Raw genomic sequence first — 16,759 nt, 5'->3', positions numbered from 1 at the left:
GGCCGGAAAGCCCCGAAGGCCTCCGGCGATTACAGAAGCCCGGCGGCCACCTGCCGGGCTTTTTCGTCGGCGGCGAACACATCCTCTATCGAGGCGGCGGCGGGCATCTGCGACAGCATCGCCATCGTCCGCTCGACGATGCGGGGCATGTCGAGGAAGCGGATGCGCTCAGCGATGAAGGCATCGAGCGCCACTTCCTTGGCGCCATTCAGCACGGCGCCGGCCACCCCGCCGGCTTCCATCGCTTCCCGGGCAAGGCGCAGGGCGGGAAATCGCTCGGGATCGGGCGCTTCGAAATCGAGCCGGGCGATCCGGGCGAAATCCAGCCGCTCGACGGGCAGGGCGGTTCTCCGCGGATAGGTCAGCGCATAGCCGATGGCAGTGCGCATGTCCGGACAGCCGAGCTGGGCAAGCACGGAACCGTCGGCATAACCCACCATCGAGTGGATGACCGATTGCGGATGCACGACGACCTCGATCTGGTCAGGCCTGAGACGGAAAAGCTGCTGGGCCTCGATCATCTCCAGCGCCTTGTTGAACAGGGAGGCGCTGTCGATGGATATTTTCAGGCCCATCGACCAGTTCGGGTGGGCGCGGGCCGTTTCGACGGTGACGGATCCCATCTGCCGCAAGGTCCAGTTGCGGAACGGGCCGCCCGAGGCGGTGAGGATGATGCGCTCCAGCGCGTGGCGCTGGTTTTCCTCCAGCACCTGGAAAATCGCATTGTGCTCGCTGTCGACCGGCAGGAGCCTGCCGCCGCCCTTGCTGACGGCCTCGACGAACAGCCGGCCCGCCGAGACGAGGCATTCCTTGTTGGCGAGCGCGATATCCGCGCCGCGCCGCGCCGCGGTCAGCGTCGGGGCAAGACCGGCGGTGCCGACGATGGCGGCCATGACCCAGCCCGCGTCCGCGGCGGCGGCTTCCGCCAGACCGGATTTGCCGGCGGCGACCGCAATGCCGGTGCCGGACAGGGCATCCTTCAGGTCGGCGTAATGGTCGTCGCTGGCGGTGACGGCGAGGCGGGCGCCGAAGGTCTTCGCCTGTTCGGCGAGCAGGCGGATATTGCCGTTTCCGGTCAGGGCCATCACGTCGAACGCCTCGCGGCCGCCGAGGCCGGCGACGACATCGAGCGTATTCGTGCCGATGGAGCCCGTGGAGCCGAGGATGGTGATCCGGCGCCGGGAAGATGCAGCCTCAGTCATGGGAAAATACCGTCTGCTTTGCTTTTCGGCCCCGATCTAACCCCGATACGGGCGTCCCACAAGGCGAAAGTGCGAATTTCAGGCTTTGACTTTCGCGCGCCGCGCCCCACATCTGCCCGGACACGTAACCGAAGGAATGCCCCATGAAGTCCGTTCTCGCCGTTTGCCTCGGCCTGCTTGCCGCCTCGTCGGCCGTCGCCGCCGATGTTCCCGCCACGCTGCAAGGGCGCTGGCTTGCCGAGGATATCGGTGGCGGCGGTGTCGTCGACCGGTTGCAGACGACGCTGGAGATTTCCGCCGACGGCACGTTTTTCGGCCAGGGCGGCTGCAATCGCTACCGCGGCCAGTTGACGGCGGAAGGTGCTGCGATCGACTTCGGTCCTGCGGCGGCGACGCGCATGGCCTGCCCGCCGGCGGCGATGGACCAGGAGGCGCGGTTCTTCGAGGTTCTGACCGGGGCTGCCGGTTTTTCCTATGACGAGGAAACCCGCAAGCTGACGCTTTCCGACGATGCAGGCAAGCCGCTGGCCGTTCTGGCACGCAGCGACGAGCGGGCACAGATCTCGATCGCGGTGCCGGGCGCGGATGCCGTAGAGCGCAACCAGGTCGCCTATCGCTGCGGCGAGGAAACCGTCATCGCCGATTATATCAATGCCGGCGCCGTGTCGCTGGTGACGCTGACGCGCGGCGAGACCTTCACCGTCGCGGCGAACGTCATCGCCGCCTCCGGGGCGAAATATGCCGGCGATGCGCTCGTCTGGTGGGTGAATGGAGACGACGCCACCCTGTTCGACCTCACGAAGGGCGAGGACGATCCGGGCATCCCCTGCGCGCCCGACGCCTGACGCGGAAGCGGAAGATCGCAAAACCAAGTTTCAGGCGTTGAAGAGATAGACGCCGAGCGCTGCCGTCATGAACGTGCCGACCGTGAACGGGTGGCGCGTCAGGATCGAGACACGTTCCGCTGCGGCAGTCTCGCTGCGGTCGGCGAAATAGCGCGCGGCATAGGGGATCGCGGCGATCAGGATCGCGAGATAGAGTGCGGGTGACGTCACGTCCGGCAGCATGGGGCTCCTCCTCTCCATGTCGGGCGGGCACTATAGGACGACCGCCGGCCGGTGCATACTGCGACTTTCCGGGAAGGGTGTCGCCAACCGGCGACCCCTTCGACGGCGAAGCGTCAGGCGCTTTCCCCCATCAGGTTCTTCAGGTCCGCGGCGTCCAGCGTTTCCTTGGCAAGCAGCGCCCGGGCGGTCTTTTCCAGCAGTTCGCGGTGTGCCTTCAGCAGCCGGACGGCATGGTTGAAGGCCTCGTCGATGATGCGCCGGATCTCGCCGTCGATCGCATCGGCGGTCTCGTCGGAGTAATCGTGCTGCGGCTGGCCATAGGCGGCCTCGCCCTGCTGGAGGAAGGACTGGCGGTCGCGGTCGAGCGCCACATGGCCGAGCTTTTCCGTCATGCCGTAGCGGGTGACGATCGCCCGGGCGATATCGGTGACGCGGGCAAGATCGTCGGCGGCGCCGGTCGACAGGTGATCGTAGACCACCCATTCGGCGGCGCGGCCGCCAAGCAGCACGGCCATCTTGTTCTGCAATTCCTCCAGCGTCATCAGGAAACGATCCTCGGTCGGGCGCTGGATCGTGTAGCCCAGCGCGCCGACGCCGCGCGGGATGATGGAGATCTTGTGAACGGGGTCTGAACCGGGCAGCAGGCTTGCCACCAGCGCATGGCCCATTTCGTGGTAGGCGACGATCTCGCGTTCGCGCGGGTTGAGCAGGCGGTTGCGCTTTTCCAGGCCGGCGACGATGCGCTCCACGGCGTTGTTGAAGTCCTCCATCGTCACGGCGTCGGCGCCGCGGCGGGTGGCGAGAAGCGTCGCCTCGTTGACGAGATTGGCAAGGTCGGCGCCGGTGAAGCCCGGGGTCAGGGCGGCGATCTGTTCGGGATCGACATCGACGCCGAGCTTCGCCTTCTTCAGATGCACCTCGAGGATCTGGATGCGGCCCTTCTTGTCGGGCCGGTCGACCAGAACCTGCCGGTCGAAGCGCCCGGCGCGCAGAAGGGCGGGGTCGAGAATCTCGGGACGGTTGGTCGCGGCCAGCAGCACGAGGCCGGAGCTGGAATCGAAGCCGTCGAGTTCGACCAGAAGCTGGTTCAGCGTCTGCTCCTTCTCGTCGTGGCCGCCGGCGAAGGGTCCGATGCCGCGGGCGCGGCCCACCGCATCCAGCTCGTCGATGAAGATGATGGCCGGCGCCCGGGCGCGGGCCTGTTCGAACAGATCGCGGACGCGGGCCGCACCGACGCCGACGAACATTTCGACGAACTCCGAACCGGAGATCGAGAAGAACGGCACCTTCGCCTCGCCGGCCACGGCCTTGGCCAAAAGGGTCTTGCCGGTGCCGGGCGGGCCGACCAGCAGCACGCCCTTGGGCATGCGCCCGCCGAGCCGTCCGTAGCCGTCCGGGTCGCGCAGGAAGTCGACGATTTCCTTCAGTTCGTCCTTGGCCTCGTCGACGCCGGCGACATCGGAGAAATCGACGCCGGTATCCGCCTCGACATAGACCTTGGCCTTGCTCTTGCCGATCTGCATCAGGCCGCCGCCGGCACCCGCGCCCATGCGTTGCAGGATGAACATCCAGATGCCGATGAAGAAGACGGCGGGGATGATCCACGACAGGATGTCGCGCAGGAAGGTGCTTTCGATGCGGCCGGCGAACCTGACGCCGTACTGGTCCAGCTTTTCGGCGAAATCCGGTTCGACACGGGTGGCGATGAACTGCGTCTGGCCGCCGGGAAGCGCTTCCTTCAGGGTGCCCTGGAGGTAATTGTCCGAGACCGCGACTTCGGCGATCCTGCCTTCCTTGAGGTATCTCTCGAAATCGCTGTAGGGAACTTCGGCGACCTGCTGGGCCGTTACGAAGACGTATTGCAGCATGAGAATGCCGAAGAAGGCGGCGATCCAGTACCAGATGTGGAATTGCGTCTGTTTGTTCATGTCAGTCCAATGATCTTTCAAGCCGGGCAAGCGTCGCCCCGGACTTTGCGACAGAGCGCCGCAAAGCTCAACCGCGGATGGAGCGCACGGCGTCGATTTGCCGCCCTCGCGCAAATTTAACCGTCCGGCGGCGTGCGTTTGTGCATTTTCCGTGATACGTCCGGTGTAAAACATGAGTAAAGGAGGAAAGTATGAACCAGATCGTTGCCGAACCGGCCGGCCGTCGTCCGGGCGGGCGCCCCAATCTTCCGTCATGGACCTTCATCGTCACCGACGCCTTCGACATCGGCGGGTCTTTCCGGCGGGTCCTGTTCACCACCGCCAATATCGCCGAACTCGCCTACAAGCCGGGTCAGGACTTCGCCTTCTTCCTGCCGCTGGGCAATGGCGAGGTCGGCCGCCGCCATTACACGGTCCGCAGTATCGACCGGGAGAAGGGCGAGATCGCCGTCGATTTCTTCATGCACGGCGCAACGCCGGGACCCGAATTCGCGCGCAACGCCAAAGCCGGCGACGTGGTGGCGGCGAAGGGTCCGCGCGGGCGCACCGTCCTGCGTGAGGACGCCGACTGGCACCTGTTTTCCGGTGACGAAACCTGCCTGCCGGCGATCCTGCACATTCTGGAAACCATGCCTGCGGGAAGCCGGGCGTTCGTCTTCCTGGAGGTCCGGTCCGAAGCCGACATCGAGGAGATAACGTCTGCTGCCGACGTCACGGTGGAATGGGTCCTGCGCGGCGACGTTCCTGCCGGGCCGAACGAACTGATCCTCGCACGGCTGAAGACCTTCGAACTGCCGGAAGGGCAGGGGCAGGCCTATATCATCGGCGAGACCAGCAATGTCCGCGCCCAGCGCCACCATCTCGTGTCGCGCGGCATGACGAAGGACCGGATCGCGTCGGAAGGCTACTGGCGCCCGGGCCGCGAGGGCGGCCACGACCATGTGGACGACTGAAGCCGGTTGAAACCGGGCAAGGAAAAGGCGGGAAGATCGCTCTTCCCGCCTCAGTGTTTCGACAACCCCATCTCCTTCGTCACCCTCGGGCTCGAGTCCCAAGGCTCCACGCCGCGAGCGGCGCGGTGGATGGTCGGGGCAAGCCCGACCATGACGGAAAAGAGCCTTTCTCATGCCCGGTCAGGGCAAATCAGCTTGCCATCGTGACGAAGCGGGTTTCGAGATAGGCCTCGACGGCTTCCGAGCCGCCTTCCGTGCCGTAGCCCGAATCCTTGACACCGCCGAAGGGGACTTCCGGCAGGGCGAGGCCGTTGTGGTTGATCGTCAGCATGCCCGCTTCCACCTGCTGGCCGAGGCGGTGGGCCGTCTGGGTGGAGGTCGTGAAGGCATAGGAGGCGAGGCCGAAGGGCAGGCGGTTCGCTTCCTCGATGGCATCGTCCACCGTCGAGAAACGGTTGACGATGGCGACCGGGCCGAACGGCTCCTCGTTCATGATGCGCGCCGTTTTCGGCACGTCGGTCAGAACGGTCGGCTCGAAGAAATAGCCCTTGTTGCCGATGCGCCGGCCGCCGGTCTTCAGCGTCGCGCCGTGTGAAACGGCATCGTTGATGAGCGTTTCGAGGGCGGGAATGCGCCGTTCGTTGGCGAGCGGCCCCATGACCGTTTGCGGGTCGAGGCCGTTGCCGATCTTCGCTTCCGCCAGGATCTTGGTGAAGCCTTCGGTGAAGCGGTCCGCCACGCCTTCCTGCACGAGGAAGCGGGTGGGCGAGACGCAGACCTGGCCGGCATTGCGCAGCTTGGTGGCGCCCATGACGCTAATCGCCTTCTCGACGTCGGCGTCGTCGAAGATCATGACGGGCGCGTGGCCGCCGAGTTCCATCGTGGCGCGCTTCATGTGCAGGCCGGCGAGGGCCGCGAGCTGCTTGCCGACCGGCGTGGAGCCGGTGAAGGTGAGCTTGCGGATGACCGGATGCGCGATGAGGTATTCGGAGATTTCCGCCGGCACGCCGTAGACGAGGCCGATGACCCCGGCCGGAACGCCGGCGTCGACGAAGGCGCGGATGAGTTCGGCCGGGGAGGCCGGGGTTTCTTCCGGGGCCTTGACGATGATCGAGCAGCCGGTGGCAAGGGCTGCGGACAGCTTGCGCACCACCTGGTTCACCGGGAAGTTCCACGGCGTGAAGGCGGCGACCGGGCCGACCGGCAGCTTGATCGCCATCTGCGAGACGCCGGCGCCGCGCGGCGGGATGATCTGGCCGTAGGTGCGGCGGGCCTCTTCGGCGAACCAGTCGATGACGTCGGCGGCGCCGGCGAGTTCGGCCTTCGACTGTTCCAGCGGCTTGCCCTGCTCCAGCGTCATCAGCACGGCGATATCGGCGCTGCGTTCACGCAGGATGTCGGCAGCGCGGCGCATGATTTTCGAGCGTTCGAAAGCGGAGGTCTCGCGCCAGAGCTTGAAGCCCTTGGACGCAGCGGCCAGGGCGGCGTCGAGATCGGCCTTTTCCGCATGGGCGACGGTGCCGATCTTCTCTTCCGTGGCCGGATCGAAGACGGAAATGGTGCGGCCGCCGATGGCATCGCGCCATTCGCCGTCGATGAAAAGCTTTACGTCAGGATAGCTAGGCATGAAGGAACCCCTTGTGTTGTATCGGATTTCCGGCGAACGCGCTGTTGCGCATGCCGGGTAAGGCGTTTGGCGGACAGGGAACGCGGGCTGCCGGGTCCGGAAGGGAGCGCGGCTGCCACGTTGTCGGGATTTCAGCGATATATTGTGTATATTCCCGGTGCTGGCAACCGTCTTGGCCCGAAAAAACACGTTTCGAAAGCCGTTCCCGCAAGGCGTGCATCCGAACGTGACCCATGCGCGAATTTCCGCGCGTCATGGGTCGCCTTTGCCATCCGGCCCGGCGTTCCAGAGGGCGTGGAAATGATGAACCGGCCCGTGGCCCGAGCCGACCGTCAGGTCGCCGGAGCGGGCGACGGCCTGCGCCAGCCACGCCTTGGCGCGGGCGACCGCTTCGGCGGGACTTGCGCCCTTCGCCAGTTCGGCGGCGATGGCGGAGGAAAGCGAGCATCCGGTGCCGTGGGTGTTTTTCGTTTCGGTACGAGGGGCCTCGAACCAGTGTTCGCCTTCGGCGCCGACGAGAATGTCGGGGCTGGCCGGGCCGCCGAGATGCCCGCCCTTGACCAGCGCCAGCGCCGGGCCGAGGGCGAGGATGGCGCGGGCCTGGCGGGCCATGCCGTCGCGGTCGGCGGCTTCCGGCAGGCCGGTCAGCGCCGCGGCCTCCGGCAGGTTGGGCGTGACCAGCGTGGCGAGCGGCAGAAGCCGGCGCTTCAGCGTGTCGACCGCCTGCGGATCGAGAAGGGCGGCGCCGCCCTTGGCGATCATCACCGGATCGAGCACGACCGGAACGCCGTGTTGGGGGGCGAGCGCCCCGGCCACGGCGTCGGCGATTTCGGCATTGGCGATCATGCCGATCTTCACCGCATCGACGCGGATATCGGCAAAGACGTCGCGGATCTGCCGGGCCACGAAGTCGGGCGGCAGGACATAAACGGCGGATACGCCTTGCGTGTTCTGCGCGGTCAGCGCCGTCAGGGCAGCCATGCCGAAAACGCCGCGCGCCGAGAACGCCTTGAGATCGGCCTGGATGCCGGCGCCGCCCGAAGGGTCCGAGCCGGCGATGGAAAGAACGTTGAATATCATGAGCGCACCTTTCGGATGGCATCGGCAAGAAGACGTGCGGCGGCTTCGGGGTCCGGCTGGCCGCAGATGGCGGACACGACGCAGAGACCGGCGGCGCCGGCGGCGAAAACCGGGCGGGCGTGGTTCGCCTTGAGACCGCCGATGGCGACGGCGGGAACCGGAGCGACGGCGACCATCTCCGCAAGGCCGGGGAAGCCGACGGGTTCCTTGTGTCCGGGCTTGGTGGCGGTGGCGAAGACCGGGCCGGCGCCGGCGTAGTCGACGATGGAGGGATCGATGGCGGCGGCCAGTTGGGGCGTTTCGACGGAGAGGCCGAGCACCATGTCCGGGCCGATCATCCGCCTTGCCGCTAGCGCGGTCATGTCGTCCTGGCCGATGTGCAGGCCGTCCGCCTCAAGCGCGATGGCGGCCTGCACATCGTCGTTGACGATCAGGCAGACGCCCGCGCCGGCAAGTGCCGCCTTCAGCGCCCGGCCGGTTTCCACCAGATGGGCGGTATCGGCCTTCTTGTCGCGCAGTTGCACGGCGGTCACGCCGCCGGCGACGGCGGCGCGGGTGGTTTCCACCAGACCGTGGACGGCGCAGAGATCCGGGTCGAGCACGAGATAGAGCGAGAGGTCAAGCGGTACCCTCATGCGGCGTCGATCCGGGCGCGGGCGTCGAGTTCCTCCGGTGTCAGGGCCGCGAGGGCATCCGAAAAGCGCCAGCCGAAGGAGCCAGGACCGTCCGCCCGTTCGGCGGCGGTTTCACCGGCGACGGCGTAGAAGGCAAGGGCGGCGACCGTGGCCTCGAAGGCGTCCTGCGTGGTGGCGGCGAAGGCGCCGACGAGGCAGGTCAGAGAGCAGCCGAGCGCCGTGACCTGCGGCATGAGGGGCGAACCGCCGTGGATGCGCACGGCGCGGAAGCCGTCGGTGACGAAGTCGGTCTCGCCGGTGACGGCGACGACCGCCTTTTGCCCGGCCGCGAGGGCGCGGGCTGCCGCTTCGGCAGCGTCCACCGGATCGGCGGCATCGGGGCCGCGCGCCGCGCTGCCGCCGCCGGAAAGCCCGATGATTTCGGAGGCGTTGCCGCGGATGACGGCGGGGGCCAGCGCCAGCAGTTCCGCCGTCACCCCGGCGCGATAGGCCGTTGCGAAATGGGCGACGGGATCGAAGACCCAGGGCGTTGCGGCCTCGTTCGCGCTTTCCGCCGCGCGCTTCATGCCCTCGACCCAGTGCGGGGAAAGCGTGCCGATATTCACCGTCAGCGCGGCTGCGATGCGGGCGAAGTCGCCGGCCTCCTCGGGCGTGTGGATCATCGCGGGCGAGGCGCCCGCGGCCAGCAGCGTGTTGGCCGCGACGTTCATGGCGACGTAGTTGGTGATGCAGTGAACGAGCGGCCGGGCGGCGCGCATGGCCGTCAGGGCAGCGCCCGGTGTGGTGTGGAGTTCGCTCGGGATTGTCATTCTCGCCCCTTTTCAGGCGGGGGCGGCCGGGCGGTCCTTCGGGCGCCGGATGCGCCGTGAAGACCCGTCAGACTCCCTCCGCCGGCATTATCCGGTTCAGGTTCGAAGGGTGCTTCTCAGGTCGCTCGTCTTTCAAGCAACCGCCCCTGTCTCAACGAAGCCTTTATCGCAGAGGCCGGGGCGATTGTCATCCCTTGCGTTTCATACGGCCCTCAACGCTCAGAAGAAGGCCTGAATGCCGGTCTGGGCGCGGCCGAGGATCAGGGCGTGGACATCGTGCGTGCCCTCGTAGGTGTTCACCGTTTCGAGGTTCTGGGCATGGCGCATCACATGATACTCGATCTGGATGCCATTGCCGCCATGCATGTCGCGGGCCTGACGGGCGATATCCAGCGCCTTGCCGCAATTGTTGCGCTTGACGATGGAGATCATTTCCGGGGCCATCCTGTCCTCGTCCATCAGGCGGCCGACGCGCAGCGACGCCTGAAGGCCGAGGGTGATTTCGGTCTGCATGTCGGCGAGCTTCTTCTGGTAGAGCTGCGTGGCGGCGAGCGGCTTGTTGAACTGCCTGCGGTCGAGGCCGTATTGCCGGGCGCGAAACCAGCAATCCTCGGCGGCGCCGAGCACCCCCCAGGAAATGCCGTAGCGGGCGCGGTTGAGGCAGCCGAACGGGCCCTTGAGGCCGGAAACGTTCGGCAGCAGGGCATCCTCGCCCACTTCCACGCCGTCCATGACGATCTCGCCGGTGATCGAGGCGCGCAGGGAAAGCTTGCCGCCGATCTTCGGTGCGGAAAGCCCCTTCATGCCCTTTTCGAGAATGAAGCCGCGGATCGCGCCGCCGTGGGCCTCGGACTTCGCCCAGACGACGAAGACGTCGGCGATCGGCGCGTTCGAGATCCACATCTTGGTGCCGCGCAGCCGGTAGCCGCCGTCGATCTTCTCGGCGCGGGTCTTCATGCCGCCCGGATCGGAGCCGGCATCCGGCTCTGTCAGGCCGAAACAGCCGATCAGCTCGCCGGACACGAGGCCCGGCAGATACTTGTCGCGCTGTTCCTCGGAGCCGTAGGCGTGGATCGGGTAGATGACCAGCGAGGACTGCACGCTCATCATCGAACGGTAGCCGGAATCGATGCGTTCGACTTCGCGGGCGACGAGGCCGTAGGCGACATAGCTGGCGCCGGCGGCGCCGTATTTTTCGGGAAGCGTGACGCCGAGCAGGCCCGCGCGCCCCATCAGGCGGAAAAGGTCCGGATCGGTCTCCTCATGCAGATAGGCCTCCTGCACGCGCGGCAGAAGCTCGGCTTCCGCAAAGGCGGCGGCGGCATCGCGGATCATCCGCTCGTCGTCCTGCAACTGGTCTTCCAGCAGGAAGGGGTCGTCCCATTTGAACGGTGCGAGAGTGCTCAACGTCGGTTCCTCCACATATTGAAGCGTGGGGCGACTATCGGAAAACGCCGCGCTTCGGACAAGCGATCTTTACTCATTTTTCTATTACATATAATCATATCGGATGAGCATCCTCAGCCGCAAGCTTCTCCCTTCGACCAGCGCGCTTGCCGCCTTCGATTCGGTGGCGCGGCTCGGCAGTTTCTCGGCTGCGGCGGATGAGCTTTCGCTGACGCAAGGGGCGATCAGCCGCCAGATTCAGACCCTGGAGCAGCAGCTCGGCGTTCGCTTGTTCGAGCGGACGAGCAGGGGTGTCGGGCTGACCCAGGCGGGCGGCACCTATGCGCGGGCGATCGGCGCGGCGCTCCTGGAAATCCGTGCCGCCTCGCTCAACGCCATGACGGGAATTCATAGCAACACGCTCAATCTCGCCATCCTGCCGACCTTCGGCACGCGCTGGCTCCTGCCGCGTGTTCCCGGCTTCGTCTCGGCCCATCCGCAGATCACCTTCAATTTCGCGACCCGCATCGGCGTCTTCGACTTCGACAGGGAAGGGCTGGATGCGGCGATCCATGTCGGCCAGCCGGACTGGCCGGGCGCGGAATGCGTCTATCTGATGGGTGAGACGGTCGCCCCGGTCGCAAGCCCCGCCTTCCTGGCGGAACACCCGATCACGGGCGCGGCGGATGTGGGCCGCCTGCCGCTTCTGCACATGGCCTCGCGGCCCGGCGCCTGGCGGCACTGGTTCGATCACGCCGGCCTGTCGTCGCCTCCGGCGCAGGGCATGCGTTTCGAGCAGTTCTCCAATGTCGCGCAGGCCTGCATGGCGGGGCTGGGCGTGGCGCTGATGCCGCTTTTCCTGATCGACACTGAATTGCGCGCGGGTCAACTGGTCATCGCCTGCGACCTGCCGGTCAGGAGCGCCAGCGCCTATTATCTGGCCGTTCCGCAGAAGAAGGCGGGCTACGAGCCGGTCCTGCGCTTCCGCGACTGGCTGCTGGACGAGGTGTCGCGCTACACGGCGCAGCAGGAAGTCGCGGCCTGGTGAGAAGTGTGTTTTTCCGCTTGCCAAGGGGGCGATAAGTGGAAAAGGTACGGACCTCTCCAGCCGATGCCCCGGGATCACGCATGACAGACCGCTTCTCCGAAACCTATGGATTTTCCCGCAGCGATGTGACGCTTGCCAGCTGGCGTACGACGCCCTACAGCCGCTTTGCCTTCCAGCATGTTTGCGAACTCGTGCCCTCCGCGCCGATTGCGGCGAAGAGGGAGGAAACCGAGGTCGCTGTTCCATCCGATGCCTTCCTCGCCTCGCCGGTTGGCGTCGAGGGGGAGGCAGAGCCGACGGTTCGCGCCTATCTGGAGGCGACCCATACGGATTCCTTCGTCGTGATGCGGCAGGGCCGGATCGTCGCCGAATATTATGCGCCGTGGTCCGGTCCGAATGCCGCGCATGTCGTCTTTTCGATCAGCAAATCGCTGACGGCGGTTCTGCTCGGCATTCTGGAAGGGCAGGGGCTGTTCGATCCGTCGCGGCCCGTGACGGATTACATTCCCGAAGCCGCCGGCAGCGCCTATGGCGATTGCTCCTGCCGTGACGTGCTCGACATGCGTGTCGCGCTCGATTTCGAGGAAGCCTACCTCGACCCGGACGGTTCCTTCGCGCGCTATCGCCGGGCGATGCTGTGGAACCCGCCGGAGCCGGGCGCCACGGTCGAGCCGCTGCTCGATTTTCTGTGCAGCCTGAAGAAGAAGGCCGGCGAGGAGCATGGCGGCCCCTTCTACTATGTGTCGCCGAATGCCGATCTGCTCGGCGTTCTGGCCGAACGAGCCTCGGGCGAGCGCTATGCCCGGCTGATGTCGGAACTGCTGTGGAAGCCGCTCGGCGCGAAAACCCACGCCTCCGTGACCGTCGACAGTGCCGGCACGGCGCGTTCGGCCGGCGGCGTGTCGGTCTCGGCCCGCGACCTCGCCCGGGTCGGCGAACTCATCCGCACCGGCGGCGCTGCCGGAGACCGGCAGATCGTGCCGCCGGCCTGGATCGAGGATATGTTTTCCAACGGCGACCCGGAGGCATGGAAGCCGAACGGCGACGTGCTGATCACCAGGGGCCGCTATCGCAGCCAGTGGTATCAGTTCGGCGAGCCGGAAGGGGCGTTCTGCGCCATCGGCATCCACGGCCAATGGCTTTACGTCGACCGGCCGAGCGGCACGGTCGTCGTCAAGCAGTCCTCGCAGCCCAATCCGCTGGACGAGGACCTGAAAGCCCGTAACCTTGCCTTCTATCGCGCCGTGAGCGCGCGCTCCTTCTGATACGGATCTCAAAATCATGGAACTGGTGTTCGACGGCCATAACGATGTGCTCTTGCGGCTCTGGAATACGATGCGGGCCGGCGGCGACCCGGTCGCGGAATTCGTCGACGGCACGACGAACGGGCACATCGACGGCCCCCGCGCCCGGCGGGGCGGCCTCGTCGGCGGTATTTCCGCCATCTACATTCCTTCCGGCGACCTGGTCGTCAAGGACGCCGACGCCGACGGCCACTACGTGACGCCGCTGGCCGCGCCGCTGCCGCGACAGTCCTCGCTCGACACGGCGCTGGAATTCGCCTCCATCGCGCTGAAGCTGGAGCGGGCGGGGGCCTGGCGGATCTGCCGCTCGACCGCCGATATCCGCACGGCTATCGCGGACGGCGTTTTCGCCTCGGTTCTGCACATGGAAGGCTGCGAGGCGATCGGCGCGGATCTTGCTGCGCTCGATGTCTTTTATGCCGCCGGGCTGCGCTCGCTCGGTCCGGTGTGGAGCCGCCACAACATCTTCGGTCATGGCGTGCCGTTCGCCTATCCGATGTCGCCCGACATCGGGCCCGGCCTGACGGATGCGGGTTTCGAACTGGTGAAGGCCTGCAACCGCCTCGGCATCCTGATCGACCTTGCGCATATCACCGAAAAAGGCTTCTGGGACGTGGCGAAAACGACGGACCAGCCGCTGATCGCCAGCCATTCCAACGTGCACGCGCTGACGCCGGTCGCCCGCAACCTCACCGACCGGCAGCTCGACGCCATTGCGGAAAGCCGCGGCCTCGTCGGCCTGAACTACGCCACGACGATGCTGCGGGCGGACGGGCTGGAGAATGCAGCGACGCCGCTTTCCGACATGGTGCGGCATATCGATTATCTCGTGGAGCGCATGGGAATCGACTGCGTGGCGCTCGGTTCGGATTTCGACGGCGCGACGATCCCCGCGGAGATCGATGATGCGGCGGGCAACCAGGCTCTGGTGGCGGCGCTGGAAAAAGCGGGTTACACCGGGCCCGATCTGGCGAAGATCTGCCGGGAAAACTGGCTGCGGGTGCTGGGCGCGGCCTGGCACGAGCGGTAAGATGCGGCTTCCCTAGGCGCGAGGGGAGCAGGCAGGGCCGGTGCCTTTGCGGGAGGGCGAATGCAGCTCAGGGCATTGATGTATTTTGACGAGCTGGTGCGCACGAACTCGATGCGCGCGGCGGCGGAGAACCTGAACGTGGCTCCGACCGCGATCAGCCGCCAGATCGAAAACCTCGAATATCATTTCGGCGCGCAGCTCGTGGAGCGCTCGAACCGGGGCGTGAAGCTGACGGCAGCGGGCGAACTGCTTGCCGCGCATGCCGGGCGGACCTTGCGCGAACTGGAGCATGTTCACCGCCTGATCGACGACCTCAAGGGGCTTCAGCGCGGTCATGTCTCGATCCACGCCAACGGGGCGGCGGTCGCCACGCTGATCGCGCCGGTTCTGGCGGAGTTCAGCCTCAGATATCCGAAGTTGCGCTGCGAGGTGACGATCACCAGCGCCCGCGCCGCCATCGAGGCGCTGGGCAGCGCCGAGGCCGATATCGCGGTCACGCTGTTTTCGCCGAAGATATCGGGCGTGAAGGTGCGGATGCGCTCGGACATTCTCTACGATGCGATCGTGTCTTCGGGCCATCCGCTGGCCGGATGCAAGACGGTGACGCTCGCCGCTCTCGCCGCGCAGCCGCTTGCCCTGCCGGACAAGAGCTTCGCCGCCCGGCAGGCGTTCGACGCGCTGTTTGCGGCGGAGGGGCTCTCCCTCGACCCGGTCTTCGTCACCGGGTCGCTGGAAATGCTGCGCGAACTGGTGCTGCGCGGCGCGGCGATCACGCTTTTGCCGGCGCTGACGGTCAAGCGGGAACTGGATGCCGGGCTGATGAGGGCCGTGCCGGTTGCTGAGGGCAAGGCCGTGCGCACGCCGGTCGAGCTTTGCGTCGCGCCGGACAGGCCGCTCTCCTTCGCGGCGAGCAAGCTTGCCGATTTCATCGAGCGCTTCATGCGCCAGCCGGTTGCATGAGCGCGGTTCGTCGCATGTGAGGCATTTTCGCTATGGGAACGGGGAGAGCTTTCGTGTAGCTCTTTCGGTTACGCGGGGCACACAAAATTGCGATTGTGTGTGCGCCGATCCGATGACACAGTTTCGGGAACGAAAGCCGCAGACGGCGGATGGGAACAGCCGTTGCGGCAAACTGGAAGGGGCATGTGCATGACGAAGGCAATCATTTCGGCTTCGCGCGTCTGGGTGAGGAATGTCCTTCTCGGGCTGACGCTCGCCGTGTCGTCCGCGGGCGCCGCCGAGGCCGCCAAGACCTCGCTCGTGCTCGGCATGACGATCGAGCCTGCCGGTCTCGACCCGACCGTTGCGGCGCCGGTGGCCATCGGGCAAGTGACCTGGCAGAATATCTTCGAGGGTCTCGTGACCATCGACCGCGACGGCAAGATCCAGCCGCAGCTTGCCGAAAGCTGGGAGATTTCCGAGGACGGGCTGACCTATACGTTCAAGCTGCGGTCCGGCGTCACCTTCCATGACGGCGAGATCTTCGACGCCTCTGTCGCCAAGGCTTCCATCGACCGGGCGCGGGGCGAGGATTCCGTCAATCCGCAGAAGCGCTATTTCGCCACCATCGAAACGGTCGAGGCACCGGACGCCGCAACGCTGGTGCTGACGCTGAAGGAGCCGACCGGCAGCCTTCTCTACTGGCTCGGCTGGCCGTCGTCATCCATCGTCGGCACCGCTTCCGCCGACGACAACAGGACGACCCCGGTCGGCACCGGCCCCTTCCGGTTCAAGAGCTGGACGAAGGGCGACAAGGTCGAACTCGTCCGCAACGACGACTACTGGGATAAGGAAAAGGCCGCCCGGCTCGAAACCGCGTCCTTCCGCTTCATCGCCGATCCGCAGGCCCAGTCGGCGGCGCTGAAGTCCGGCGATGTCGATGCCTTCCCGGAATTCGCGGCGCCCGAGCTGATCGAGGATCTCCGCACCGACGAGAAGCTGGCCGTCGTCATCGGCCATACGGAACTGAAGGTCGTCGCGGGCATGAACAACACCCGCAAGCCCTTCGACGACAAGCGCGTGCGCCAGGCGCTGATGATGGCTGTCGACCGCGCCACCGTGGTGGACGGCGCCTGGTCCGGCTTCGGCACGCCGATCGGCAGCCACTACACGCCGAACGATCCCGGATACATCGACCTGACCGGCGTCCATCCCTACGATGTGGAGAAGGCGAAGGCGCTTCTGGCCGAGGCCGGCTATCCGAACGGCTTCACCTTCACCATCAAGGCGCCGCAGATGCAGTATGCGCAGCGGTCCTCGCAGATCCTTCAGGCACTTTTTGCGGAAATCGGCGTGACGATGAATATCGAGACGACCGAATTTCCGGCCAAGTGGGTGGCCGACGTCTTCAGGGGCGGCGATTACGACATGACCATCGTCGCCCATGCCGAGCCGATGGATATCGATATCTACGCCCGCGATCCCTACTACTTCAATTACAGCAACCCGGCCTTCAACGAGGTTCTGAAGAAGGTCGAAGCGACCGCCGATGCGGACGAGCAGGCGAGGCTCTATGGAGAGGCCCAGACCATTCTGGCGGATGACGTGCCGGCCCTCTACCTCTTCGTGATGCCGAAGCTCGGGGTGTGGAACGCTAAGGTCAAGGGCCTGTGGGAGAACGAGCCGATCCCCTCGAATGTCTTGAACGAGGTCCATTGGGAAGAGTGATCCGGCACGCTTCCGGCTTCCAC

At 66.2% G+C, this 16,759-nt stretch carries 15 protein-coding genes and 1 riboswitch; of the genes, 7 read left to right on the top strand and 8 right to left on the bottom strand.

All coding sequences use genetic code 11. From position 1 onward, the window contains the following. Positions 1-29 precede the first annotated feature (29 nt). Positions 30-1,202: a 1-deoxy-D-xylulose-5-phosphate reductoisomerase gene (gene dxr, locus NOF55_RS07415; protein WP_306410702.1), complete on the bottom strand. Its 1,173-nt coding sequence runs from the start codon at positions 1,200-1,202 to the stop codon at positions 30-32. 143 nt (positions 1,203-1,345) lie between these two features. On the opposite strand from dxr, the gene NOF55_RS07410 reads away from it, so the two are divergent. Continuing rightward, positions 1,346-2,047, top strand: coding sequence for an META domain-containing protein (locus NOF55_RS07410; protein WP_306410701.1), 702 nt, complete (start codon positions 1,346-1,348; stop codon positions 2,045-2,047). A 30-nt stretch (positions 2,048-2,077) separates the two neighbouring features. On the opposite strand, the gene NOF55_RS07405 is transcribed toward NOF55_RS07410, so the two are convergent. After that, the gene (locus tag NOF55_RS07405) at positions 2,078-2,269 is read right to left on the bottom strand and encodes a hypothetical protein (protein WP_306410700.1); all 192 of its coding nucleotides are present in this window, start codon (positions 2,267-2,269) and stop codon (positions 2,078-2,080) included. Positions 2,270-2,382: 113 nt separating this feature from the next. Then, positions 2,383-4,197 (bottom strand): ATP-dependent zinc metalloprotease FtsH, encoded by a 1,815-nt coding sequence (gene ftsH / locus NOF55_RS07400; RefSeq protein WP_306410699.1) that lies wholly within the window; start codon positions 4,195-4,197, stop codon positions 2,383-2,385. A 191-nt stretch (positions 4,198-4,388) separates the two neighbouring features. Between ftsH and NOF55_RS07395 the strand changes: the two genes are divergently transcribed. Beyond that, positions 4,389-5,150: a siderophore-interacting protein gene (locus NOF55_RS07395; RefSeq protein WP_306410698.1), complete on the top strand. Its 762-nt coding sequence runs from the start codon at positions 4,389-4,391 to the stop codon at positions 5,148-5,150. A gap of 190 nt (positions 5,151-5,340) precedes the next feature. Here NOF55_RS07395 and NOF55_RS07390 read toward each other — a convergent pair whose 3' ends face one another. The 5 genes from NOF55_RS07390 to NOF55_RS07370 form a co-directional block, all read right to left on the bottom strand. Beyond that, positions 5,341-6,777: an NAD-dependent succinate-semialdehyde dehydrogenase gene (locus NOF55_RS07390; RefSeq protein WP_306410697.1), complete on the bottom strand. Its 1,437-nt coding sequence runs from the start codon at positions 6,775-6,777 to the stop codon at positions 5,341-5,343. A 252-nt stretch (positions 6,778-7,029) separates the two neighbouring features. Further along, on the bottom strand, positions 7,030-7,857 hold the full coding sequence (gene thiD / locus NOF55_RS07385; RefSeq protein WP_306410696.1) for a bifunctional hydroxymethylpyrimidine kinase/phosphomethylpyrimidine kinase: 828 nt from the start codon (positions 7,855-7,857) through the stop codon (positions 7,030-7,032). Next, the gene (gene thiE / locus NOF55_RS07380) at positions 7,854-8,492 is read right to left on the bottom strand and encodes a thiamine phosphate synthase (protein WP_306410695.1); all 639 of its coding nucleotides are present in this window, start codon (positions 8,490-8,492) and stop codon (positions 7,854-7,856) included. The genes thiD and thiE overlap by 4 nt, the downstream gene beginning before the upstream one ends. Next, on the bottom strand, positions 8,489-9,301 hold the full coding sequence (gene thiM, locus NOF55_RS07375) for a hydroxyethylthiazole kinase (protein ID WP_306410694.1): 813 nt from the start codon (positions 9,299-9,301) through the stop codon (positions 8,489-8,491). Before thiM ends, thiE begins: the two co-directional genes overlap by 4 nt. A 56-nt stretch (positions 9,302-9,357) precedes the next feature. Further along, positions 9,358-9,459: riboswitch (TPP riboswitch) on the bottom strand. A 61-nt stretch (positions 9,460-9,520) separates the two neighbouring features. Continuing rightward, complete coding sequence (locus tag NOF55_RS07370; RefSeq protein WP_306410954.1) at positions 9,521-10,636, bottom strand: acyl-CoA dehydrogenase; 1,116 nt, start codon at positions 10,634-10,636, stop codon at positions 9,521-9,523. Positions 10,637-10,811: 175 nt separating this feature from the next. On the opposite strand from NOF55_RS07370, the gene NOF55_RS07365 reads away from it, so the two are divergent. The 5 genes from NOF55_RS07365 to NOF55_RS07345 all read left to right on the top strand — a co-directional run bounded on the left by NOF55_RS07365 (position 10,812) and on the right by NOF55_RS07345 (position 16,736). Next, positions 10,812-11,735 carry a LysR family transcriptional regulator gene (locus tag NOF55_RS07365; RefSeq protein WP_306410693.1) on the top strand — a complete coding sequence of 308 codons (924 nt, stop codon included), beginning with the start codon at positions 10,812-10,814 and terminating at the stop codon, positions 11,733-11,735. 80 nt (positions 11,736-11,815) lie between these two features. Beyond that, on the top strand, positions 11,816-13,000 hold the full coding sequence (locus tag NOF55_RS07360) for a serine hydrolase domain-containing protein (protein ID WP_306410692.1): 1,185 nt from the start codon (positions 11,816-11,818) through the stop codon (positions 12,998-13,000). A gap of 16 nt (positions 13,001-13,016) precedes the next feature. Beyond that, on the top strand, positions 13,017-14,069 hold the full coding sequence (locus tag NOF55_RS07355) for a dipeptidase (protein WP_306410691.1): 1,053 nt from the start codon (positions 13,017-13,019) through the stop codon (positions 14,067-14,069). A 60-nt stretch (positions 14,070-14,129) separates the two neighbouring features. Continuing rightward, on the top strand, positions 14,130-15,029 hold the full coding sequence (locus tag NOF55_RS07350; protein ID WP_306410690.1) for a LysR substrate-binding domain-containing protein: 900 nt from the start codon (positions 14,130-14,132) through the stop codon (positions 15,027-15,029). A 189-nt stretch (positions 15,030-15,218) separates the two neighbouring features. Beyond that, a complete protein-coding gene (locus tag NOF55_RS07345) occupies positions 15,219-16,736 on the top strand; it encodes an ABC transporter substrate-binding protein (protein ID WP_306410689.1) in 1,518 nt (505 codons plus the stop codon). Positions 16,737-16,759: the final 23 nt, after the last annotated feature.

The organism is Ectorhizobium quercum (assembly GCF_026552795.1).
Taxonomy (GTDB): Bacteria; Pseudomonadota; Alphaproteobacteria; order Rhizobiales; family Rhizobiaceae; genus Ectorhizobium; species Ectorhizobium quercum.
The sequence above is the reverse complement of the archived record's forward strand: the minus strand, read 5'-3'. Positions and strand labels throughout refer to the sequence as shown.

Bases quoted from the DNA above. Each gene is read 5' to 3' on its own strand.
- NOF55_RS07370 (WP_306410954.1), bottom strand. From the start codon at position 10,636: ATGATCCGCGATGCCGCCGCCGCCTTTGCGGAAGCCGAGCTTCTGCCG.
- ftsH (WP_306410699.1), bottom strand. From the start codon at position 4,197: ATGAACAAACAGACGCAATTCCACATCTGGTACTGGATCGCCGCCTTC.
- NOF55_RS07405 (WP_306410700.1), bottom strand. From the start codon at position 2,269: ATGCTGCCGGACGTGACGTCACCCGCACTCTATCTCGCGATCCTGATC.
- NOF55_RS07350 (WP_306410690.1), top strand. From the start codon at position 14,130: ATGCAGCTCAGGGCATTGATGTATTTTGACGAGCTGGTGCGCACGAAC.
- thiE (WP_306410695.1), bottom strand. From the start codon at position 8,492: ATGAGGGTACCGCTTGACCTCTCGCTCTATCTCGTGCTCGACCCGGAT.
- thiD (WP_306410696.1), bottom strand. From the start codon at position 7,857: ATGATATTCAACGTTCTTTCCATCGCCGGCTCGGACCCTTCGGGCGGC.
- NOF55_RS07410 (WP_306410701.1), top strand. From the start codon at position 1,346: ATGAAGTCCGTTCTCGCCGTTTGCCTCGGCCTGCTTGCCGCCTCGTCG.
- dxr (WP_306410702.1), bottom strand. From the start codon at position 1,202: ATGACTGAGGCTGCATCTTCCCGGCGCCGGATCACCATCCTCGGCTCC.
- NOF55_RS07345 (WP_306410689.1), top strand. From the start codon at position 15,219: ATGACGAAGGCAATCATTTCGGCTTCGCGCGTCTGGGTGAGGAATGTC.
- NOF55_RS07355 (WP_306410691.1), top strand. From the start codon at position 13,017: ATGGAACTGGTGTTCGACGGCCATAACGATGTGCTCTTGCGGCTCTGG.
- thiM (WP_306410694.1), bottom strand. From the start codon at position 9,301: ATGACAATCCCGAGCGAACTCCACACCACACCGGGCGCTGCCCTGACG.
- NOF55_RS07395 (WP_306410698.1), top strand. From the start codon at position 4,389: ATGAACCAGATCGTTGCCGAACCGGCCGGCCGTCGTCCGGGCGGGCGC.
- NOF55_RS07390 (WP_306410697.1), bottom strand. From the start codon at position 6,777: ATGCCTAGCTATCCTGACGTAAAGCTTTTCATCGACGGCGAATGGCGC.
- NOF55_RS07365 (WP_306410693.1), top strand. From the start codon at position 10,812: ATGAGCATCCTCAGCCGCAAGCTTCTCCCTTCGACCAGCGCGCTTGCC.
- NOF55_RS07360 (WP_306410692.1), top strand. From the start codon at position 11,816: ATGACAGACCGCTTCTCCGAAACCTATGGATTTTCCCGCAGCGATGTG.